The sequence below is a fragment of the Pedobacter sp. MR2016-19 genome (genome assembly GCF_014947265.1).
Lineage (GTDB): Bacteria > Bacteroidota > Bacteroidia > Sphingobacteriales > Sphingobacteriaceae > Pedobacter.
Window position 1 is genome coordinate 47701 of the sequence record NZ_JADCNK010000022.1, and the last position, 14143, is coordinate 61843.

Genomic DNA, 14143 nt, shown 5'->3' on the forward strand with positions numbered 1-14143 from the left:
TCAGTCCCGCCACATGCTCATACGCCTGCAGGCCTTAGGCGCATGGCTGGTATCCGCTGTGTCGGGTTTAGAAATTGAGTTTAATGCACAGCTTTAAGTTAGCTAAACCCGGTAGCAGCGAACACGAAGCCGATTTTTTCTATCGGGTGAGTAAAGCGGATAACGGGACTTTCGGAACCAATTGAAACAGAACCCTGATTTTCAAAGTGTAAAAATGAATTTGGATCTTGAGCGGTAAGATTAAACATATGTTTTAGGGTTTAGGGAAAATGCCCTGCTGCTATCAGCGTTTAAAAATTGAGTTCTCTTTTTTAGAAAAGCAAAGCCTCTGGCTCCTTTTTATATCAGTCCCGCCACATGCTCATACACCTGCAGGCCTTAGGCGCATGGCCGGTATCCGCTATGTCGGGTTTAGAAATTGAGTTTAATGCACAGCTTTAAGTTAACTAAACCCGGTAGCAGCGAACACGAACCCGATTTTTTCTATCGGGTGAGTAAAGCGGATAACGGGACTTTCGGAACCAATTGAAACAGAACCCTGATTTTCAAAATGTAAAAATGAGACTTGGAGAGGTTGATATGAGATTTGAAACCTAAAAGCCGGTTGACAGCCATTATCCTTTAATGTAAAGAGGCTGTATCATAAATTTTATTCAATCGAATTGTCACGTCAAGCTCAGCCTGTACTGAAGAAGTATCGAAACGCCTTGTGAGGCATTTAAAACAGGCCCTTCGACAAGCTACCATTGACAGATTCCAATAAAAAAAATCGTCATTGCGAGGAACGAAGCAATCTTAATGCGCACGCTAGTAGCGATCGTTGTAAGATTGCTTCGTCGGCTGAAAAAGCCTTCTCGCAATGACGATTCCTCACAGTCTACAGCTCGTTAAAATTCTTCTGTCCATTAATATTAATTTTTATAAAATAAATTATCCCTCAGGATGACAATTCTATATTGATGAGACAACTAACCCTCTTGTTCTTTTTTATTAATCAAAAAGTATACAGGCACCCCCAGCAAAACAATTATTAGTCCCGGCCAGGTATATTGTTGTTTATAAATTAAAAGCAAAATGCAAAATGCTGCACCGATTAATAAGTAAATAATTGGCGTAACCGGATATAACCAGGTTTTGTAAGGTCTTTCTAAACCAGGTTGTTTTATTCTTAAATAAATAACACCAAAAACAGTAATCATATAAAAGAGCACAATAACAAAGGAGATCATATCTAAAAGATTACCATATTGCCCACTCAAACATAAAGCAGATGCCCAAATGCCCTGCATCCAAAGTGATCTTTCAGGAACACCGTTTTTATTGTTTTTAAGTGCTGCTTTAAAAAACATTCCATCTTTAGCCATGGTTTGAAACACCCTCGCCCCTGCTAATACAATTCCATTAACACAACCGAAAGTAGAAATCATTACCAGCAAAGCAATTATGATTGTGCCAGCCCCACTACCAAAAATTTGTTCTGATGCTGCAACAGCAACCCGATCATTTAAGGCAAAAGCAATACTATCTCTGTTTAAGGTATTGAGATAGATAAAATTAACCAATAAATAAAGGATCATTACCGCTGAGGTACCTAAAACCATAGAACGCACTACATTTTTTTTAGGGTTTTCGATTTCTCCTGAAACAAAAGTTACGTTTTCCCAGGCAACGCTCGAAAATACAGAACCTACCATTGCAGCTGCAATTCCGCCCATTATGGTCATTCCGGAGATAGATTCCCATCCCGATTTTAGAAAATTGCCGCTGGGATCTGTTTTAAGATTATTGAAAGCGTTCCAGCCAAAGCTCATGTTTCCTGTCCAAAAACTGCTTTTCACCAAAAGAAAGCCTAAAATAATTAAGCCAATTAAAGCGACAATTTTAGAACCTGTAAAAATATTCTGCAAAATTTTGCCTCCCTCAACACCTTTTGTATTGATATAAGTTAAAAGCAGAATTACTCCGATAGCCAAAATCTGAATCCAGGTAATTTTATAACCGCCGCTTTGGAAAATTGGAGCAGCATCGTTTAATGCAGGGATGAGGTAAGCCGTAAATTTACCAAAAGCAACAGCAACAGCCGCTATAGTTCCGGTTTGAATTACAGTAAACAAGCCCCAGCCATAAAGAAACCCCATCATTTTACCAAAAATCTCTTTCAGATAGGTGTATTGCCCACCCGCCTTTGGAAACATGGAAGAAAGTTCTCCATAAGAAATTGCGGCTGCAACTGTCATTACGCCCGTGATTATCCAGACTACAATTAGCCAATAACCAGAACCTAAGTTCCTCATGATATCGGCACTAACAATAAAGATACCGCTTCCGATCATTGAACCCATTACTAACATTGTGGCATCAAAAAGGCTTAACTTTCTTTTAGAAGGTGCGTCTTCTTTTTCAATTTTCATTTTTTAGTTTGGTTTAGTTTGTGGCTAATTTATTTAAAAAAAAGAAATTGTAGGATATTATTTTATGATGACAAAATTTTATTCGCAGGTGCTGTAAAATTTTAACCACAAAAATATTTTGTTATCTTGCTAGAGTAGAGTTTGGAGCAGAGCGCTTAGCGCGAGGCGTTTGGAGACAATTAACCAGTTAACCCAATTACAAAATGACCAGGTATCAATAACCAATCAGCAATGACCATTGAACTAATGACTAATGAACCATTGAACTAAATAAACAACTAACCAAATATAAAAACCAATTATTAACTATGGAATTTTTACAAAACAATTTAATTTACTGTATCCCGGCGCTGGGCCTTGTTGGGATTATAGTTATGATGATTAAAAGCGCCTGGGTAAACAAGCAGGATGCGGGTGATCAAAACATGCAGGAACTTGCGGGCTACATAGCTGATGGCGCTATGGCCTTTTTAAAAGCTGAATGGAGGGTATTGAGCATTTTTGCTGTTTTTACCGCTGCACTCCTGGCCTACTCAGGAACCATTACTGAAATAAATGGTATTCCGATGCATTCGAGCTGGATTATCTCCATTTCTTTCCTAATTGGAGCAGTATTTTCTGCAACTGCAGGTTATATCGGTATGAAATCGGCCACTAAAGCCAATGTACGAACCACGCAGGCCGCCAGAACGAGTTTAAAACAAGCCTTAAAAGTATCTTTTACCGGCGGTACGGTAATGGGGTTGGGTGTTGCCGGACTAGCTGTTTTAGGTTTAGGTGGCTTGTTTATTATATTTCTTAAGCATTTCAACGTTGTTTCGGTTAACAGTACTGAAATGAAAACTGCAATAGAAGTTTTAACCGGGTTTTCTTTGGGTGCCGAATCTATAGCCTTATTTGCCCGTGTTGGCGGTGGTATCTATACCAAAGCTGCTGATGTTGGTGCAGATTTAGTGGGAAAAGTGGAGGCAGGGATTCCTGAAGATGATGTGCGCAACCCTGCTACCATTGCCGATAACGTGGGCGATAACGTGGGTGATGTTGCCGGTATGGGTGCTGACTTATTCGGCTCGTACGTAGCCACTATTCTGGCTACAATGGTTTTAGGGCAGGAGATTGATGTAAAAGATAATTTTGGAGGAATGTCTCCTATCCTTCTACCCATGGTAATCTGTGGAATGGGCATTATATTTTCAATCATCGGAACCTGGTTTGTCACCATTAAAGATGATAAATCAAATGTTCAAAATGCGTTGAACCTGGGTAACTGGTCTTCAATTGTGATTACAGCCGTAGCTTCATTCTTTATTGTGAAATGGATGCTGCCTGAAACGCTTAAACTTCGTGGATATGAATTCTCGAGCATCAATGTATTTTATGCCATTATGGTGGGTTTGGTAGTGGGTACGATTATGAGTATCGTAACCGAATATTTCACCGCAATGGGCAAAGGACCTGTAAATTCGATTATCCAACAATCGTCTACAGGGCATGCCACCAATATTATTGCGGGTTTAGCCGTTGGGATGAAATCTACCGTGATCCCTATCCTGGTATTGGCAGGTGGAATTATGGCTTCTTATCACTTTGCTGGTTTATACGGTGTAGCTATTGCTGCAGCCGGAATGATGGCAACCACAGCCATGCAACTGGCAATAGATGCTTTCGGACCGATTGCGGATAATGCCGGAGGCATTGCCGAAATGAGCCAGTTACCTCCCGAAGTTCGCGAACGTACCGATAATTTAGACGCTGTGGGTAACACCACCGCCGCAACAGGTAAAGGTTTTGCCATTGCATCAGCTGCTTTAACCTCTCTGGCTTTATTTGCTGCCTTTGTTGGCATTGCAGGCATCTCTGCAATTGATATCTATAAAGCACCTGTTCTGGCAGGTTTATTTGTTGGCGGAATGATCCCTTTTATTTTCTCTGCTTTATGTATTCAGGCGGTTGGTAAAGCCGCGATGGATATGGTGCAGGAAGTGCGTCGCCAGTTTAGGGAAATCCCAGGTATTATGGAATACAAAGCTAAACCTGAATACGAAAAGTGTGTGGCCATTTCTACCAAAGCCTCTATCCGTGAAATGATGATGCCTGGTGCTATTGCTTTAATCACCCCCGTAATTGTGGGCTTTACCTTTGGACCAGAAGTTTTAGGCGGTTTATTGGCCGGTGTTACCGTAACTGGTGTATTGATGGGAATTTTCCAGAGCAATGCCGGTGGTGCATGGGATAATGCTAAAAAATCTTTCGAACAAGGTGTAATGATTAATGGCGAGATGCACTATAAAAAATCAGAACCACATAAAGCTTCTGTAACCGGAGATACTGTTGGTGATCCTTTTAAAGATACTTCAGGCCCTTCAATGAACATTTTGATCAAATTAATGTCTATCGTTTCACTAGTTATTGCTCCTTACATCGCAGTTAAGGCAATTGCAGGCGAACACCGTACAGAAGTTCGTAAAGAAATCAGAATTGAGCAAAAAACCGATGGTTTAGGCAACATAAAAACCGATACTTTAATCAATACAACCGATACTTTAGCGCATTAGTTGTAAAAACCTGGATAGAAAAAGTATAAAAGGGATTTTTAACTTAAATCCCTTTTACATTTTCGTAATTTTTATTTAGGTTTGGAGCTGAAATAATCTAAACAAAAACTAAAATATGGGTTTATTTACTAAGAAGCCAATGCATTTGCTGCTAGAAGAAGCAGGAGATTCAGCCAAAGGCTTAAAGCGTACACTTAGCGCCGGTGCATTAGTGGCATTGGGTGTGGGCGCAATTATTGGTGCTGGTCTATTTGTTAGAACAGCAGCTGCTGCTGCACAAAACGCCGGGCCATCTGTTACTATCGGCTTTATTATTGCTGCAATAGGTTGTGCATTAGCCGGTTTATGCTACGCAGAATTATCATCATCTATTCCGATTTCAGGTAGTGCTTACACTTACACTTATGCCACCATGGGCGAGCTTATGGCCTGGGTAATTGGCTGGGATTTGGTGTTGGAATATGCCGTTGGAGCTGCAACAGTAGGTATTGCCTGGAGTGAATACTTAAATAAATTACTGGTAGAGGTATTGCATACTTCGCCCATACCGTATGAGTGGTGCCACTCGCCTTTTCAATCGCACCCTGATGGAACCGTAAATGGTATAATCAATCTTCCTGCATTATTTATTGTAGCCTTATTGAGCTTACTTTTAATTAAAGGAACTTCAGAATCTGCTTTTGTAAACGGAATAATCGTAATCACAAAAGTAGGTATCGTAATCCTGATTATTGTATTAGGCTGGGGCTTTATACACGAAGCAAACCACCATCCATATATTCCAGAAGCGACTACTTATGTAGATCATGCAGGTATCAGCCATAGTTTCGGTGGTTTCTGGGGAGTTATTGGTGCCGCAGGAACAGTGTTTTTCGCGTTTATCGGCTTTGATGCCGTGAGTACTGCAGCGCAAGAGACTAAAAACCCTAAAACCGCAATGCCAATCGGTATTTTAGGTTCATTAGCAGTATGTACTGTTTTATACATCTTATTTGCGCACGTTTTAACAGGTATCGCTCCGGTTGAGTTCTTCAGAACCAAAGGTGGTGAGGCATCAGTTGTGGCTGCAATCAGTGAATATATGACAGGTTATAGCTGGTTAGCCAAATTGGTTACGGTAGCTATCTTAGCAGGTTTCTCTTCTGTAATCCTGGTGATGTTATTGGGTCAGAGTCGTGTATTTTATTCAATGAGTAAAGATGGTTTATTACCAAAAATGTTCAGCGATTTACACCCAAAATTCAACACACCTTACAAAGCCAACCTTGTAATTTTAGTAATTGTAGGTTTATTTGCAGCATTCATCCCCGGTGATGTGGTAGGCGATATGACCAGTATCGGTACTTTATTTGCCTTTATGCTGGTTTGTATTGCGGTAATTATCTTAAGAAAAACTGATCCTGATCTTCCACGTCAGTTCAGAACACCTTGGGTACCATTAATTCCAATTCTTGGTGTTGTTGCCTGTGGTTTAATGATTCTTGGTTTAGGCTGGACAAACTGGTTAAGGTTATTTGGCTGGTTAGCTTTAGGCTTTATCATTTACTTCGGATACAGTAAAAAGAATTCACATTTGAAAGACGCTAAATAAGCTATATTTTTCAAAAAAATTAAAGCCCCGATTTAAAGTCGGGGCTTTTTTTATGTTAAATAATTGTTAATAAAACTACCTTTGCAGAAAATTGATAAGATGTACCGCAATTCTGCTAAAATTAAGAGCGCTTATTTCTCTTTAACTGTTGTTTTACTATTCATATCCACATTAGGCTATGCACAAAGAACAATTAACGATGTAATGGATTCTACAACGGTAAACCATTTGCTTATTATTTCAAAGAAATATGGCTCATTATCGTTTAGTGGATATTTACAGCCACAATTTCAGGTAGCGCAATCAAATGGTACACAGGCAGAATACCAGGGAGGGAATTTTGGCGAATTTACCAATAACCGGTTTAGATTAAGAAGAGGTCGCTTAAGAGCCGATTACATGATGCTTACAGAAGATGGGAGTCCTTCTACCTATTTTGTACTCCAGTTTGACGGTACAGAACAAGGTGTGGCCATCCGCGATTTCTGGGGACGTTATTACGAAAACAAATGGAAGATACTGGCAGTGACGCTGGGTCTTTCGGGCCGTCCGTTTGGAAATGAACTGCAGTTGTCTTCTTCTGTCAGGGAAGCACCAGAGCGTGGACGGATGTCGCAAATTTTAATGAAAACAGAACGTGATCTTGGGGTTACTTTTACCCTAAATCCGCGTTGGAAAGATGCTACACTTAAAAACTTTGTATTTGATGCCGGCATTTACAATGGACAGGGTTTGGCCGGGGCAGTAGAATTCGACAATAGCAAAGATTTTATCTTCCGGTTAAGCCATAAGACTTATGCATTTAATAAATTCACCATTGCAGGCGGTATCAGCACCTTACAAGGTGGTTTAAACCATCGTTTACCCCTTAGCTATAAAATGGACAGGAGTAACGATCAATGGCGAATGGTAAAGGATTCATCCGCTTCAACAATTAATAAGGTAGCACCAAGGAGATATTATGGTGCCGATATTCAGCTGGCTACAAAAACCAAAAGCTGGAAATCAGAATTAAGGGCCGAGGTGGTATCAGGACTACAAACAGGCACTTCAACAACCTCAACCACACCAGGCTCCTATCCTGTTGATAATAAATCGGTAGCCTTGCCTTATTATACCAGAACTTTTAACGGAGCCTATCTTACCTTTGTACAAACCTTAAACAGTACGGACAACCAGCTTATTTTAAAGTATGATTGGTATGATCCGAATGCAAAGGTGAAAGGACTTGACATTTCAAGCGACAGAGGACTCTCTGCTGCAGACGTTCGCTTTGATACTTTTGGTTTTGGCTTTTTACATCACTTTAATCCACACTTTAAGGCGGTAATTTATTACGATATTATTAAAAACGAATCGACGCAGATTAAAGATTATACGGCTGACAGAAAGGACAATGTACTTACTTTAAGAACACAGTTCTATTTCTAATAAATAATCGCACAATTGAGGAATTGATACAAATTCCGCTACCTTTGCTTAAAATTGTCCAGCTATGAAATTCGATTTTATGACGTTCAACTTAAGCCAGATCATATCAACAACGATGGTGCTCTTTGCCATTATCGATATTTTAGGCGCCATTCCGGTTGTAATCGAATTACGCAGAAAAGCAGGACATATCGAATCGGAAAAAGCATCGCTGGTGGCAGCAGGTTTAATGATTCTTTTTTTGTTCGTTGGCGAATCGCTATTAAAAGTAATCGGATTAGATGTAGAATCTTTCGCTATTGCAGGCTCATTCGTAATCTTTTTTATCGCCATGGAGATGGTATTGGGATTAACCATCTTTAAAGAAGAAGCACCCGAAACGGTATCTATCGTTCCATTGGCTTTCCCTTTAATTGCCGGAGCCGGAACAATGACTACCTTACTTTCGTTAAAAACAGAATACCATACCCAGAATATATTGGTGGGCATTATACTCAACATGTTGTTCGTTTACTTTGTCTTAAAAAACACCAACAGGCTGGAAAAACTTTTCGGAAAATCAGGCTTAAACATCTTACGTAAAGCCTTTGGCGTAATTTTATTGGCCATAGCGATTAAGTTGTTCAGAAATAATACAGGGCTTTAGGGGGATGGAAGAGGTGAGATGGAAAATGGATGATGTAGCTTCGTTTTTCACATTATAAGGAGGAATAACGAAGCAATCTTAATGCGATCGCTACCTTCTATAGTTGTAGGATTGCTTTGTGCCTCGCAATGACGATTACTCTATTAAATGACAATCCTCCAATCAATCTGTAACAATAATTCCGTATATTCATCTAAACATTAAAGCTTACATCATGAACAGCTTTGAAGAATATACCTTAATTATTGGAGCCATCGCCGTTTTAGTCGAAGCGGTGAAATACGTCAAAAGGAATTTCAGATCCTGGTTTGAACATACTTAGTATGTAATGAATCGATTCGTCATTTCCAACTTGATTGGAAATCTTAAAGCATTAGGATTCCCGCCTGCGCCTATCGTGTGGACACAATTAATTATAACATTCTTCTATCGCTCTATGCCGCGGGGCATGGTACTTTGGAGCGCCAAAGTACCCAAAGCGCTTTGTCAATCCAACAATGAGCCTTTGCGCAATCTCACGCGCATCAAAAAAACAGCGACACTTCGTTTTGTGTTCAATATTTTTTAAAATTAAATCATCGGTTATGAACACAAAACCACTGCGTTTCAGGTTTGTTAGTGCCATTTTTACTATTGTGCAACTGTTTTTTTGATTTTCCCGGCTCTTGGGATTGACAGCGTCCTTGGTTAAAATCCGTGCTTTATTAAAGTTGGTTAGCAAAACGCCTAAAAATACTTAAAAAAGATGTGTCCACCCGATAGACCTCCGCGGGAATGACGGCCGAGAAGATATTTACTGATCTTAAAATCTTTAATCCTGATTAATCCTGGCTTTTCTTAATCAACCTTGCTACAAACATCGTATCAGCATTATTTTCATAACCTTTTATCAGTTCCATCTTTTCCAATTCTAGTGGAAGTGTATCGAGCATGTGCTGCACAACAGCTTCATTCTCTTGCGCAAAAGCTGAACAGGTAATGTAAATTAAAGGTTTACCTGGTTTTAAGTATTTTACCACGTTCTGTACAATGCCTTTTTGGATGGTTGCAAACTGATTGATTTTACGTTCTTCGAAAAAAGTAAGCATTTCTGGTGTTCTTCCCCAAGTGCCTGAACCTGTACAAGGCGCGTCTAAAATAATTCCGTCAAACTGATAATGGTGCAAAACCTGATCATTGTTCTGCAAAAGATCCAATTCTTTTTTATGGTATTTTTTAATGCCAGCCAAGCGAAAACGCTCATCTAAATTTAAGAGCACGCTTTCTCTTAAATCAGAAACCAAAAGCTCGATCACAGGTTCCAAACTATGCAACAACAGCGTTTTCCCACCCGATGCGGCACAGCAATCCCACCATTTATCCCATTTATTAGGCTTAAAATATAAGCCAGTGTGTTGTGAGGATAAATCCTGAACCTGGTAACTTCCCTCATTTAAAATGTTTTCAAGTTTGGTTCCATTAGGTAAAGCCAGGGCGGTATCGGTAATCGCTTTAACCACAATATTTTCAGCTTCTAATTTAGAGCTAATTGCCGCAGCATCTTCAGCTTTCACCCGGATAAACAGATCGGGCTGTTTAAAGAACGAGGTAAAAAATGCTTCTTTATCAATGTCGCCAGAAAGTGCTGCATGGAAAGGATAAACGTCTTCCGGATTAAAATCGGGGTATTTAACTTTAATCAGTGCTAATTTTTCCTCGAGCGGTAAAGTGATATTTTCCTTTAAATCTGGCAAATTCTTCTCCACAAGCAAGCTTAAAGTATCGTGACACAGAAAATCTGCAATACTTAAACGGACTTCATGATGAAGCGTTGGTAAAGCTTTTCCTAATCTAAAGAAACTATAAATATGACGGGTAGCCCACCTCCTGTCTGACGAACCCATTTGCTTATGCTGTTTAAAATAAGCAGGCAGAAAACGATGTAAGGGCAAACTTCCATCATAACTATTTAAAATCTGTTCAAAGGCTCTTAACTGATGATCTGCTCTCATGCAATAATTAAAATGGAAGAAAATTATAGATTACTCAACTGGGCTTAAAGCAAAGTTTTTAAACTTCAACAGCATTAAACTGGTGTTAATATAGCCTAATTTTTCGTCATGGATAAATGAAAAATTATTATGCAGCCCTTTGTACCTATCCTTTACAATATAATCTCTATAATCCTCGCCGTAAGTTACCAGTAGTTTACCAAAATAATAACCAACATCAAATCCTTTAAAAGCATATTCGCCAGGCTCAAAACCATATTTATAGCGGTATTTTTTAATAAAAGTGACTACTGCACTACTTTTATAGTCTATTTTATAGGATGAACTGATGATGGTATTCAGGTCCTGCAGTTTATCAGTAGGGTAATTCTGTTTAACCCAGTTCGGGTGCCCAAAAAGCGAGATGTTATATCCACCTGCCGGAAGATGTTTTAATTTATATAGTTTTTCGATAGTAGGGAGTACAAAAGCACGGTCGGAAGAGGTAAGCACCACGGCATATTGTTTGCCTTTAATCATCCTTATTTCAAAGGTATAGACCGAAGCATACTCCTGCACAATAAATTTGGTATTGGTTTGAAGATAGTTCCTTACAGGTGCTGCAAATTGCTCGTCTTCCGTTTTTTTAGGATTAATCAATACCACTATTGTATTAGCGGGATTGTAATTTTTAGCCAGATAGGTTGCGATCTTTTTACCATGTAAGCCAATATTATTTACCACCGACACCAGGTTTGGATTGTTAAATTCGGTAGGCTCGGATGCAGCCAATGGAGATACAATGATTGCATTATTTTCCTTGGCATAATTGGAGATAAACTTTAACCCCTCAGGAAAAACCGGGCCAATGATTAAATTGCTTTGTTTAAAACGCTCATTCCTGTACAAGAGCGATATATGTGCATTGTCATCCTCTGTATCGAAAACATTTAGTTTAAAATTTAAACCCAGGGCTGCGGCAGAATCCAACCCCAGTTTAAAGCCCTGATAAAAATCGATAGGCATCGCGTATTTCTCGATATCGGCTTTTGTGGCCGTTTTTAATTTCAGCTCGTTTAATTTAAAGGGAACAAGCAGGGAAACACTTGCCTGCGAAAACTTTTTGACAGGCTTTTTATCTGCAGGTTTCTCTTTTTCATCCGGTTTACTCTTTTCGGGCTTGGGTGTCCTGATTTTAGGCGAACAAGCACCCAAAACTATCGTAAACAAAACCAGCAATCCATAAACCTTCTTGAAATTCATACCTATCATTTTTAACAAAATATGCTAGCAAAGTTTATTCCACCTTGCTAGCATCACATTTATTTTATGCAGTTTGGACTCCAAACTGAAAGCTCATAATTGAATTATTCCCACTCGATTGTTGCAGGTGGTTTAGAGCTGATATCATATACCACTCTATTGATCCCTTTAACTTTATTGATAATTTCGTTAGAAATTTTAGCCAGTACCGGGTAAGGTAAATGACACCAGTCTGCGGTCATACCATCCAATGATTCTACCGCCCTCAATGCAATTACATTTTCGTAGGTACGTTCATCGCCCATTACCCCTACCGATCTTACGGGCAAAAAGATGGCTCCGGCCTGCCATACCTGATCATATAAACCTGCTTCTTTTAAATTGTCGATATAAATTTTATCGGCATCCTGCAAAATGGCTACTTTTTCAGGAGTAACCTCGCCAATAATGCGGATACCTAAGCCTGGCCCTGGAAACGGGTGACGACCTAAAATAAAAGATTCTAAGCCTAAAGCAGTACCTACTCTTCTTACTTCATCTTTAAATAAAGTTTTAAGGGGCTCAACTACTTTTAATTTCATAAAATCCGGCAAACCGCCTACATTGTGGTGCGATTTAATGGTTGCTGATGGACCTTTAACCGAAACTGACTCAATAATGTCCGGGTAAATTGTACCTTGTGCTAACCACTTCACATCCTGAATAAGGTGAGATTCTTCATCGAAAACTTCGATAAACACACGACCAATAATTTTACGTTTTGTTTCCGGATCTTCTACTCCAGCCAACTGGCTTAAGAATTTATCTTTAGCATCAACGCCTTTAATGTTTAAGCCAAAATCTTTATACTGCTCTAAAACACTTTCATATTCGTTTTTACGCAATAAACCATTATCAACAAATATACAGTGTAGGTTTGTACCAATGGCTTTATGTAAAAGTACCGCAGCAACACTGCTATCAACACCACCTGAAAGCGCCAGAACAACTTTATCATTACCTACAGTCGCTTTAATATCGGCAATTGTGGTTTCAACAAAAGCAGCAGAAGTCCAGTCCTGGCTACATCCGCAAATATCAACCAGGAAGTTTTCTAAAAGGATTTTCCCATCAATACTGTGCGTTACCTCAGGGTGAAACTGGATAGCATAAGTATCAGAATCTTTAATGTGATACGCCGCTACTTTTACACTATCTGTACTGGCAATCAGTTCAAAGTTTTCAGGAATATCGGTAATGGTATCGCCATGGCTCATCCAAACTTGAGAATCGATGTTGATGCCTTTGAATAGTTTATTCTCCTGATTTACAAAATTCAGGTTAGCACGGCCATACTCGCGTGTTGAAGATGGCTGAACCGCACCACCAGAATGTTGGGCAATATATTGTGCACCATAACAAACAGCCAGTAAAGGAAATTTTAAATGGTATTTTGATAGATCAATTTGAGGTGCGTCTTCCTGGCGAACAGAGTATGGGCTACCTGAAAAGATAACACCTTTTACGTCCTCGGTAATCTCAGGAAGATTGTTATATGGATATATTTCACAGTAAATATTTAGTTCGCGAACCCTACGAGCGATGAGTTGTGTAAATTGCGAACCAAAATCGACGATAATGATTTTTTCTTGCATCCGCAAAGGTACCAATTAGATATGAGATTTGAGAGGGGAGATTTGAGATTTTTGAAGGAAAAAGTCCGGAGTCGCTAGTCCGGAGTCCGAAGTAAATTAAGTGATTTAAACAATTAACCGGTTAACCTGTATACAACTTGCAGGTACTAATGAACCAATGACAAATGAACCAGTTAACCGCTAAGATTCGATCAAAATTACCTCTACTCCAAACTTCCTTAAAAAATCTATACCTTCATCGCTTGGCAAGCCTTTGTAAGCCGCATATGATTTAGAATAATACACCAGTTTAATTCCTGAAGATAAAATTAACCGGGCACAGGCAATACAGGGAGACAAAGTAGTGTATAAAGTACATCCTTCTATTTTCGAACCATTTTTTGAGGCATAAAGTATCGCATTTTCTTCTGCATGCAAAGCCAAAGAACAGCTTCCTTTGCTATCGCGTGCGCAACCATGCTCTGGCCATTCCTCATCACAATTGTGCGTACCAGCCGGTGGGCCATTATAACCGATAGAAATAATACGGGTATCTTTTGTGAGTACTGCACCTACATGGGCACGTACGCAATGCGAACGGGCTGCCAAATCAGTGGCAAGGTTCATAAATATCGAATCGAAACTTGGTTTATCTGCCATATA

Annotated in this window: 9 protein-coding genes; 4 read left to right on the top strand and 5 right to left on the bottom strand. The window is 39.4% G+C overall.

All coding sequences use genetic code 11. The features are described from left to right. Positions 1-968: 968 nt before the first annotated feature. A complete protein-coding gene (locus IM793_RS21015) occupies positions 969-2411 on the bottom strand; it encodes an APC family permease (protein ID WP_193424769.1) in 1443 nt (480 codons plus the stop codon). Between the two features lie 308 nt (positions 2412-2719). On the opposite strand from IM793_RS21015, the gene IM793_RS21020 reads away from it, so the two are divergent. The 4 genes from IM793_RS21020 (at position 2720) to IM793_RS21035 (ending at position 8634) form a co-directional block, all read left to right on the top strand. After that, entirely contained in the window at positions 2720-4966 is a 2247-nt protein-coding gene (locus IM793_RS21020; RefSeq protein WP_193424770.1) for a sodium-translocating pyrophosphatase, read from the top strand. Positions 4967-5081: 115 nt separating this feature from the next. Next, the gene (locus IM793_RS21025) at positions 5082-6557 is read left to right on the top strand and encodes an amino acid permease (RefSeq protein ID WP_193424771.1); all 1476 of its coding nucleotides are present in this window, start codon (positions 5082-5084) and stop codon (positions 6555-6557) included. A gap of 81 nt (positions 6558-6638) precedes the next feature. Next, entirely contained in the window at positions 6639-7988 is a 1350-nt protein-coding gene (locus tag IM793_RS21030; RefSeq protein WP_227256340.1) for a porin, read from the top strand. Positions 7989-8067: 79 nt separating this feature from the next. Beyond that, entirely contained in the window at positions 8068-8634 is a 567-nt protein-coding gene (locus tag IM793_RS21035) for a MarC family protein (RefSeq protein ID WP_193424812.1), read from the top strand. 821 nt (positions 8635-9455) lie between these two features. Here IM793_RS21035 and IM793_RS21040 read toward each other — a convergent pair. The 4 genes from IM793_RS21040 to IM793_RS21055 all read right to left on the bottom strand — a co-directional run bounded on the left by IM793_RS21040 (position 9456) and on the right by IM793_RS21055 (position 14140). Then, positions 9456-10625, bottom strand: coding sequence for an RsmB/NOP family class I SAM-dependent RNA methyltransferase (locus IM793_RS21040; protein WP_193424773.1), 1170 nt, complete (start codon positions 10623-10625; stop codon positions 9456-9458). Between the two features lie 30 nt (positions 10626-10655). Further along, positions 10656-11867, bottom strand: coding sequence for an ABC transporter substrate-binding protein (locus IM793_RS21045; protein WP_193424775.1), 1212 nt, complete (start codon positions 11865-11867; stop codon positions 10656-10658). Positions 11868-11971: 104 nt separating this feature from the next. Next, positions 11972-13501, bottom strand: coding sequence for a glutamine-hydrolyzing GMP synthase (gene guaA / locus IM793_RS21050; protein ID WP_132402454.1), 1530 nt, complete (start codon positions 13499-13501; stop codon positions 11972-11974). A gap of 180 nt (positions 13502-13681) precedes the next feature. After that, positions 13682-14140, bottom strand: a complete 459-nt coding sequence (locus IM793_RS21055) for a dCMP deaminase family protein (protein WP_193424777.1) — start codon at positions 14138-14140, stop codon at positions 13682-13684. Positions 14141-14143: the final 3 nt, after the last annotated feature.

What these genes read in the sequence shown, in the direction of transcription:
- guaA (WP_132402454.1), bottom strand. Translation starts at nt 13,501, where the DNA reads ATGCAAGAAAAAATCATTATCGTCGATTTTGGTTCGCAATTTACACAA.
- IM793_RS21015 (WP_193424769.1), bottom strand. Translation starts at nt 2,411, where the DNA reads ATGAAAATTGAAAAAGAAGACGCACCTTCTAAAAGAAAGTTAAGCCTT.
- IM793_RS21025 (WP_193424771.1), top strand. Translation starts at nt 5,082, where the DNA reads ATGGGTTTATTTACTAAGAAGCCAATGCATTTGCTGCTAGAAGAAGCA.
- IM793_RS21045 (WP_193424775.1), bottom strand. Translation starts at nt 11,867, where the DNA reads ATGAATTTCAAGAAGGTTTATGGATTGCTGGTTTTGTTTACGATAGTT.
- IM793_RS21055 (WP_193424777.1), bottom strand. Translation starts at nt 14,140, where the DNA reads ATGGCAGATAAACCAAGTTTCGATTCGATATTTATGAACCTTGCCACT.
- IM793_RS21040 (WP_193424773.1), bottom strand. Translation starts at nt 10,625, where the DNA reads ATGAGAGCAGATCATCAGTTAAGAGCCTTTGAACAGATTTTAAATAGT.
- IM793_RS21035 (WP_193424812.1), top strand. Translation starts at nt 8,068, where the DNA reads ATGACGTTCAACTTAAGCCAGATCATATCAACAACGATGGTGCTCTTT.
- IM793_RS21020 (WP_193424770.1), top strand. Translation starts at nt 2,720, where the DNA reads ATGGAATTTTTACAAAACAATTTAATTTACTGTATCCCGGCGCTGGGC.